Below are 8661 nucleotides of genomic sequence, written 5' to 3' on the forward strand. Positions count from 1 at the left end.
ATATGGGCCTCCTGTCATCGGGGACGGGAGAAGCGGCATGAGCGCTGAAGCACCCTGAACCGCGCCGGGTTTGCCGGAGGCTTGGTTTCAATAGTTACGCGGCCTCGGTTTCAGTTTCCAGAGTTGCGTAGAAGTCTGCCTCTGCTTCCGCCGGCGGAATATTCCCGATTGGCTCGAGCAGACGGCGGTTGTTGAACCAATCCACCCATTCGAGCGTGGCAAATTCGACGGCCTCGAAGTTTCGCCACGGACCACGCCGGTGAATGACCTCAGCTTTATAGAGGCCATTGATGGTCTCTGCCAAGGCGTTGTCATAGCTGTCACCGACGCTCCCCACAGAAGGTTCGATACCGGTTTCAGCGAGACGTTCCGAGTAGCGAATGGACAGATATTGCGAGCCACGATCGCTGTGGTGAACCAACCCCATTGCCTTCGTGGGGCGCCGATCATGGACAGCCTGCTCCAAAGCATCGAGCACAAAGCCCGTATGGGCCGATGTGCTGACCCGCCAGCCGACGATCTTTCTGGCATAGGCATCAATGACGAAGGCGACATATGCGAACCCCTTCCATGTGGCGACGTAGGTGAAATCGCTCACCCAGAGCATGTTGGGTGCCGGCACGCGGAATTCGCGGTTCACCTTGTCCAAGGGACAGGGCTGCTTCTTATCCGGCACGGTGGTTCTCTGCGGCTTGCCGCGAATAATCCCCTGGATCCCTATGTCTTTCATCAGTCGTGCCACGGTGCAACGCGCGACGTCCAGGCCTTCGCGGCCCAGTTGCCGCCATATCTTGCGCGCCCCATAGACCTCCCAATTCTCTTCGAAGACACGTTGGATCTGGGGCTTCAGCCCGGCATCGCGCCTGGCGCGATCCGACAGCAAGGTCGGATCGGCCCGCTTGGCCAGATGGGCGTAATAGGTGGATGGGGCGATCGGCAATGTTTTGCAGATCGGCTCGACCCCATGGCTCCCACGCTGGTCGTCGATAAACGCGACCATTACTTCGACCGGCGGTCGAGCTCCGCCAGCGCAAAATACGCGCTCGCCTTGCGAAGGATCTCATTCGCCTGGCGCAGTTCGCGGTTCTCCCGTTCCAGCGCCTTCATGCGTTCGGCCAAATCGCTTGGAATGCCGGCACGTTGGCCACTGTCGACTTCAGCCTTCTTGACCCATTCATGCAGCGTATTCGCTGAACAGCCGATCTTCGCGGCAATCGAGACAACAGCCTGCCAGCGCGATCCGTGCTGACCGGCATTGTCGAGAACCATCCGCACAGCACGTTCGCGGACTTCAGGAGAATACTTGTTCGTTGTTTTGCTCATGATGCTCCATCTTACTCAAGAGTTGGAGCCTCCGGCAAACCCGGCGCGGTTCAGTTTGACGATGCCGTGGGTGGCGTGGAAGCCGGCGATGGCGGCAGGTGCGACGAAGGCGAGTGCGACGGCGAGTTTCAGCCACATTGGCCGGGCGAACAGAATGAGAAACTGGGCAAGGCCGAATACGAGGCCCGCGCAGACAAGTCCGACAAGGACGCTGCCCGGCAGGCCCGCGCCGGTCTGATAGGCCAACATTCCTGCAGCCACGCCGCCGAGCGCCGGCAAAGCGTAGATGGCGAGCGTGAACAGCAACCAGCAGAGGACTGCAATTGCAGTGATGGATCCGAGAATTGCAATAATCATGGTGGCATCTCCGTAAGATGAGGTTCGAACGGTTGCGCCACCACCACTACCACGGCGCGATAGAAGGGTATCATACTCAGGACTCAGCTACGAGTGGAAAGGTCTACTCAGAGCCCAAAGTACCAGTTACTGCACTATGCGCGAATGTCGGCCATCAATGATACTACGCCTACACACGCGCAATCTCACGGATCAGATCATTTGTCTCTTGTCTCGTCGTTTGGTGCCGATATCGAAGGGCCAAAACAGTTCTTGATATTTCAAGACCATCGATGGGTTTCGACACCAGGCCCCTGTCTGCTGGAATTGCCGTGGTTGGCAAAATCACCGCGCCTAATCCCTGCCGCGCGAGTTCGACTAACCAATCCACGCGATTTGACCGATAGGCCGCGTAGAGTTCGTGACCTTGGTCTGCACATGCCCGATGCAACGCATCGCGCATTTCGCAATTGGGTCGATCCAGCATGTCAGTTTCAGCGAGTGTCGAAAGAGAAATAGCGTTTCGTCCAGACAACGGGTGCGACTTGGACACCACAACCTTGTAGGACTCGTCATAGAGCTGGTCTATTCGATAGAGGTCTTCACTGACCGTCGCCGCTGTGACAACGACGTCAAATTCACCCTCTCGCAATCCGGCCAGAAGCTTGGAGGCAGACGCCACGATCAACTCTATTTCGGCTTGCGGCAATCGTGTACGGAAGCGTTCCACGGCGGCTGAAATCCGGTTGTGACCAATCGTTTCGCCAACACCGACAGAAATAGGAACCCGCTCTAGTCGCGTGTGGCGGACGGCTTCTGCCTTAGCTGCCTGCGTTTCGTCATGCGCTTTCTGTAGCCTTGGCTGCATGAGTTTTCCGAGTGCCGTCAACCTGCATCCCGCGCGGTCCCTGACAAACAGATCACCCCCGAGCTCGTGTTCAAGTTTCTTGATCGCGGTCGTCAAGGACGGTTGGGAAACATTTGAGGCGCTAGCGGCATGGGTGAAGTTGCGATGCTGGCAGACAGCCAAAAAATACCTGATCTGGTTCATCTCCACTGCCACAGTCTCCGTCACTTTCCGCCATGAGGTTCACCATAGCACATGTCTATCAAAGAATAGAAGTTCGGGATTGGTGCCTGAGGCATTCGGCATGAGAAAAGGGTGCATCGAAACCAAACACAACAACCTCTCAATCAGGAGGCGACCATGAAAGCCCAAATTCTCAAGACACTCGCCGCTTTGGCCTTGATCACGACATCTGCAGCCGCACAGGAAACCCCAATGGAAAATCACACTGCCAGCTACATCGCCATGCCCGCCGCTGAAGGCCAGACCGAAGCATTCGCCGAATTTCTGGCCGGAGCCGCCCCGATTGTCGCGGACACCGAACCAGGCACCGTGCTTTGGTTTGCCTTACAAGACGACGATACGCTCGCGATCTTTGATATCTTCGTGGATGAAGAAGCGCGCAATGCGCATTTCTCCGGCGCTGTGGCCGCGGCTTTGAACCAAAATGCCGACGCGTTGGTCGCCGGGGGCTGGGACGATGGTGTTGTCGCGAATATCAACAATTCCGATGTCCTGTCGGTGAGGGAACCGGTTGATCTCTACTCGGCCACGACAGCCACGTACATCACGCTCGAAGCAGCACCCGGCAGAGGGCCGGAATTGGCAGCCTTGCTGACCGCAGCTGGTCCCATCGTCGGAGAAACCGAACCCGGCACATTGTTCTGGGCGGCGCTGCAGATTGACGAAACATCCTTCGCAATCTTCGACATCTTCACCAACAATGCTGGCCGTGAAGCACACTTTGCCGGTCAAGTCGCCGGGCTGCTGAACGAACGGGCAGCGGAGTTGGTCGCTGGCGGGTGGGACGACGGTGTGGTCGCTAACGTCCACAACTTCGACATCCTCGCCATCAAGTAACGCGATGTGACAGGAACAAGAGGCGCCTGGTGCAACGCATCAGGCGCTTTGCCGAACGAATTTAGATTCACCGTGAAGCGGTCGTTCGAGTAACTGCAGCGAATTAGCGCTTTGTCCGCTGAGTGGACATTTGTGGCGGCCCATTCGAACCGCCACACCGGGATACCGAGCTTTCTTACCTTGTCGGCGAGGTTTTCCTGAACGCCGGTGCCGGGGAAAACCATGACGCCGATCGGCAAAACGTCGAGCACTTGGTCTTTGCGCTTGAGCGCTTGTTGCGTTCAGTTCTCAAGTCCTTTGAGCAACTCCGTGAGCGTTTTGTCGTAGTCGTCCTTTGCGCCCGAGACGGCGGAGTTTGACCTATCACCCATCGCGGCTGCGATCGCCGCGCCGTGGGTGAAATCGACGAGAATATTTAGCCAATGATGGGATCGTTCCGACGGCAATCCCGCTTCAACTAAGAGTTGGTCAATGTCATCGGTTATCCGCTGTGCCTGACCGGGAAAGACTGCGGACTGCCTGAAGATGAGCAATGTAAGGCCAGGGTGGCTTATCACCCGGTCATGATAGGCATTCAAAAGCGATCGTATCCGGTCGTGAAACGTACCCGAGGCTGGCGCGGTCACTTCAGCGTAGACGTGTTCAGACAAGGCGTCGATTAACCCGTCGCGATCCCCGAAATGATGGTAGATGGTCATCGGATTGACCTGAAGGCGATCCGCAAGCGCCCGCATTGTGAAGGCCTCGATGCCGCCGGTATCCAATAGTTCGAGCGCGGCCGTCAGAATCTGATCGCGCGAGGCAGGTGCCTTGTCCCGATGCGGACGTCCTCGCGGACGAGTCATGCGGCGATCCGGTAGCGCGACTGGACGAGACCGGAGGCGAAGCTTTTCGTGTCCTGGTGCGCGAGCGGGATGTCCGACGATGTCGCTCCGAACAGAGTGCGCCCCTCGCCAAGCAGTACCGGAACGCTCGTGATGGTCATGTCGTCGATCAGCCCCGCGCGCATGAACGACTGAATAACCTTTCCACCATCGACATAGACGCGCCGATGCCCCTCGGCTTCGAGCATCTCCATCGCTTGTCCAGGCGATTTGTCTGAAATTCGGACCTTGCCAGCAAGGTCTGCCGGTATGTCCTGGTCTTTCAGCGACGCTGAGAGGACAAGTACCGGGCGTGTGTAGAACCACGGGCGTTCATCGCGCATTTTTTCGAACGTGCCGCGGCCCATCAGGATGATGTCGATCTTCTCGATGAAGGCGTCATATCCGTGATCCTCTGCCGGATCGTCGCGTTCCAGCAACCAGGCGATGTCGCCGTCCTTGCGGGCGATGAAACCATCCAGACTGGTCGCGATGAAAACGTGCCCGGTGATCATCTCGATCTCCTTATTTATACGTTGTATAAATACATATCGCTCGGTCCTTTGCAGGTCAACGTGCCACGCCGGTGAAACCGACTGATGCGGAGGCGAACATTGTCGTATGGGGCGTGGCAGTTCATTCGAACCGCCAGACCGGAATGCCGAGCTTCCTCGCCTTGTCGGCGAGGTTCTCCTGAATGCCGGTGCCGGGGAACACCATGACCCCGATGGGCAGGACATCGAGCATCTGGTCATTGCGCTTGAAAGGCGCGGCGCGGCCGTGCTTGGTCCAATCCGGAGCGAATCCGATCTGGCTGACATTGCGGTGGTCGGCCCAGCGGGCGGCGATCTTCTCGGCGCCCTTTGGCGACTTGCCATGCATCAGCACCATATCCGGGTGTTTGGCGTGCACCTGGTCGAGCTTGGCCCAGATCAGCTTGTGATCGTTGAAGTCGGCACCGCCGGAGACGGCGACCTTTGGACCTACGGGCAACAGCACTTCGCGGTTGGCGCGTTTGCGCTCTGCGATGAAGTCCCTGCTGTCGACCATCGCCGATGTCAAAGCGCGATGGTTCACCTGCGAGCCGCTGCGCGGAGACCAGGGGGATCCGGTGGTGCGCAGATAGTGCTCGGCGGCGCTGTCGCGGAAGACTTCCAGACTGTCGCGCCGTTCGATGAGACCTTGTCCGGTCTCGATGAGCCGCTCGAGTTCGACGGCCTTGATTTCGGAGCCGTCCTGTTCGCGCTGCCCGCGCTTCTGGGCCTGCTCGTTGTCGTCGAGCTTGCGCTCGAGCCGGTCGGCAGCACGGTGGAACATGTTGACCGTCGACCAGAGCAGATCGTCGAGTTCGCCATCAAGGGCGGTATCCGCCATGGTGGCGATCAGGGCGTCGAAGATGTCGGAGACTGCGCCGGCGATGATGTTGTCCTCCGGGACGAGGCGGGGGTCCGTACCGTGCCCGTCGTGGCGGTAGCCATGGAGTTCGAGTTCGTTCAGCGCATGCTCGGTCGGCGAGGATTCGTGATGGGGTTCGAAGGCGTCGTCGTCGAGTGTCATCGGGTGGCTCCCTTTGTCGGTTGGCCGCGCCCGCCGCGGCCTTCATGGCGCCGAAAGACGGCGGGCGGACCGGGCCTGCATCCTGGAGCGGTAGCGCAAGGACCGGAGCGTCAGCGAAGGGTGGCGGAGGCCGGCGATTTTGTTTCGCGATGGAAAGGCCCGGAGGGCCGCCGGAAAATCGTTGGCCGCAGCCATTGCCGGACCGGGCCGCCTGCTGTCCGGTCGCCCTCCGAAGAAGGCCGGGGCGCGGCCCTCTCCGACATCCACGGGGAGCCGTTGAAGAAGGCTCCGACGTCACCGCCTCAGCCCACACCGCTGGCCCGTTCAGGCGGACAGAACGGTCTCCATGAACCTGGCGACATCCTGCGGGGCGAGTTGGACCCGGATCGACGCCCGGAATGCATCGATGCCACGCAAGCGCAGATCCTCGTTGAGATCGCCCAGAATCGGCGAAAGCGGCAGCGCCTCTATGCCGAGCGCATCGGCCCGTTCGACCAGCGTATCCCTTGCGCCATCTCCCGCCGGGTCGTCGTCGCGCATGATATAGAGCCGGCGCAGCGTGTCGGGGAACAGGATGGCGGCAAGATGGACTGCGGAGAGCGCAGCCGCCATCGGCATCTCGGGCAAGACACACCGCAGCGACAGCATGGTCTCGATGCCTTCGCCTGCCGCCATGACCTCGCCCGCCGCGCCGAACCGGACAGCATGGCCGAGCAGGTCGCCCATTGCCCGTCGCGGCGTCTCGATCGGGGCCTTGCCGAGCGTCGCCTCGCTGAACCCGCTCGGGTCGAGCCAGGTCCGGTGCGCCCCGGTCTGGTGACCGTCGAGATCGGTGACTGACGCGATCAGGGCCGGCCGGGTCTCTGTCGGGCCATGCTCGTCGGGCCGGTAGTAGCAGTGCGGATGAAACCGCAGCGAGCCGGTTCCGTGCAAAGCCGTAATGCCGCGCTTACGGAAATACGATTCTGCGAGTGTGCCCGTAATCGGCTGTGCTATCGAGAACAGGCGTTTCGCCGCGAGCGGTGAACCAGTCGGCGCGGGCGATTTGTGTCCGGGTGATGTTGCCGACTCCGGTTCGGGATGTGGCAGGCTGAGGAACCGCCGGGCCTCGTCAGCGACGTCCCTGAACTCGGTCAAACCGCAGCTTTCCCGGATGACATCGAGCAGATCACCGTGTTCGCCCGTCGCGGCGTCGGTCCATTTGCCGGCGGCTCCCTTGCCGGACTCGGGGCCGGACAGGCGCACGAACATGGAGCGGCCCTTTGTGTTGCGCACGTCGCCCACGATCCAGTAGCGGCCGGATTTGTGCCCGCTCGACAGATATGTACGACACAGGGCTTCGGCGCTATGGGCAAGCCGCGCCGCGAGATCGCTTGCTAGTTCTGCCATATCGCGCCTCCCTCAAAGAAAAGGCCCGCGTTGCCGCGGGCCAGTTTGCCGGTTCGGTTGCCGCTCTATTCGGCGGCGACCACGTGAGATGTCGCTTCGGCATCGTCATTTTCGTCCGGGACGTCATCGGTGCCCATGGCCGTTTCACCGTCTTCGGTCGCCGTTTCCGCGACGCCCGATTCCGGTTCCGCCGGATCGCCGGTGGTTTCACTCTCGCTTTGCTCCGGTTCTCCCGGCGTGCGCAGCGGCTCCGGCAGCCAGCCGGTGTCGGCGAGCAGTGTCTCGGCTTCGGTCGCCATGTCGCCCTTCTTGAGATGGGCGATGCGGTCGGCGGCACGCTCGCCCTTCGCCTCGGTAACCGCCTGCAGAATACGCGCCTTGGTGATACGGCCGAGGAACGTGTCGACGGTCGGACGCCATCCGGCAACTGCCATGTCGAGGCCGATAGTTCGCGCAAGTACATCCGCGTGGGCGAGGGCCCTCGGGCGCCGGCTCCAGGATTCGGAAACCGCATTGACCGAGAGGCTGACGACATGGGCAAAAAGACTGGCCCTGTCCTCGTCGCTCCATTGCAGAAGGGCGTCCCAAAGCTCATCGGACTCTTTCGGCAAGCGCTTCGACCAGGCCTCGTGCCGGGCGTTGGCGGCTTCGGCGATCGCACTGTCGTTCAACGCCGGCGTCTGCGCGCTGAACCCGACGCTCTTCAGGCCGAGTTCGAGGCAACTGTCCGAGCCATAGTGGTAGAAGACCGTCAGCGTCAGGGCATGCAGTGCCGCGACGAAGGCGATATCCGGCCGTTCGGCGAGCGCGTTGCGCAATCCGAGCGTGCGATGGGCGGTGAGTTCCGCCATCAGCCGGTCGGAGATCGGTGACAGGCCTTCGTCCTCATCGGGCTCGGACGGCTCCTCCGTGCCGTTGGAGGTTTTACCCTCGTCGCCCTCGGAGTCCGGTTGCGCACCACCAGTGCCGTCAACATCTCCGCCATCGGTGTCCGGTTCGGGCACGATCTCGTCCTCGGGACGGACGAAACCACGCTCGATGCGCAGGCTGCCGTCATGCGCGATGCTGACGAAGGCGCCGGCCCGGATGATCTCGTCCGGATCGAATGTGACCGGGCGATCCTCGAAGGCCTCGAGCGCCGTCTCGATCTCGCCGAGACGCGCGTCGATGTCGTCGGGCAACTCGTCAACCTCGGCATATTGCTCCTCAAGCTGATCGAATTCAGCCTTCAACGCGTCGCGAGTGGCTTCCTCCTCCGGCGAGAGA

General features: G+C 60.8%; 8 protein-coding genes, 1 pseudogene and 1 other annotated feature. Of the genes and pseudogenes, 1 reads left to right on the forward strand and 8 read right to left on the reverse strand.

The genetic code is table 11. The features are described 5' to 3' along the window. Nucleotides 1-94: 94 nt before the first annotated feature. From V6766_RS25205 to V6766_RS25215, 3 genes and pseudogenes are all read right to left on the reverse strand, one after another. Nucleotides 95-1323, reverse strand: a protein-coding gene (locus V6766_RS25205) for an IS3 family transposase (protein ID WP_448470991.1) whose coding sequence is annotated in 2 segments (ribosomal slippage) — nt 95-1035 and nt 1035-1323 — 1230 coding nt in all. Because the reading frame shifts where the segments join, the coding sequence is not laid out codon by codon here. Further along, nucleotides 926-1042, reverse strand: a sequence feature (AL1L pseudoknot). Its footprint overlaps the gene before it by 117 nt. Before the next feature lie 54 nt (nt 1324-1377). After that, a pseudogene (locus V6766_RS25210) lies at nt 1378-1680 on the reverse strand (hypothetical protein); the annotation flags it as partial. A gap of 169 nt (nt 1681-1849) precedes the next feature. After that, nucleotides 1850-2710: a LysR family transcriptional regulator gene (locus tag V6766_RS25215; RefSeq protein WP_448470997.1), complete on the reverse strand. Its 861-nt coding sequence runs from the start codon at nt 2708-2710 to the stop codon at nt 1850-1852. 156 nt (nt 2711-2866) lie between these two features. On the opposite strand from V6766_RS25215, the gene V6766_RS25220 reads away from it, so the two are divergent. After that, the gene (locus V6766_RS25220) at nt 2867-3586 is read left to right on the forward strand and encodes a putative quinol monooxygenase (RefSeq protein ID WP_012187353.1); all 720 of its coding nucleotides are present in this window, start codon (nt 2867-2869) and stop codon (nt 3584-3586) included. 281 nt (nt 3587-3867) lie between these two features. On the opposite strand, the gene V6766_RS25225 is transcribed toward V6766_RS25220, so the two are convergent. From V6766_RS25225 to V6766_RS25245, 5 genes are all read right to left on the reverse strand, one after another. Further along, nucleotides 3868-4431, reverse strand: coding sequence for a TetR/AcrR family transcriptional regulator (locus V6766_RS25225; protein WP_448470992.1), 564 nt, complete (start codon nt 4429-4431; stop codon nt 3868-3870). Further along, nucleotides 4428-4964 (reverse strand): dihydrofolate reductase family protein, encoded by a 537-nt coding sequence (locus V6766_RS25230; RefSeq protein WP_448470993.1) that lies wholly within the window; start codon nt 4962-4964, stop codon nt 4428-4430. Before V6766_RS25230 ends, V6766_RS25225 begins: the two co-directional genes overlap by 4 nt. Before the next feature lie 121 nt (nt 4965-5085). Further along, a complete protein-coding gene (locus V6766_RS25235; protein WP_448470994.1) occupies nt 5086-6006 on the reverse strand; it encodes a DUF2493 domain-containing protein in 921 nt (306 codons plus the stop codon). Between the two features lie 324 nt (nt 6007-6330). Beyond that, nucleotides 6331-7395, reverse strand: a complete 1065-nt coding sequence (locus tag V6766_RS25240; protein WP_448470995.1) for a DUF7146 domain-containing protein — start codon at nt 7393-7395, stop codon at nt 6331-6333. Between the two features lie 65 nt (nt 7396-7460). Next, the coding region (locus V6766_RS25245; protein ID WP_448470996.1) for a DNA-binding protein at nt 7461-8661 on the reverse strand (1201 nt) is incomplete at its 5' end.

The sequence above is a fragment of the Martelella sp. AMO21009 genome, assembly GCF_053484295.1.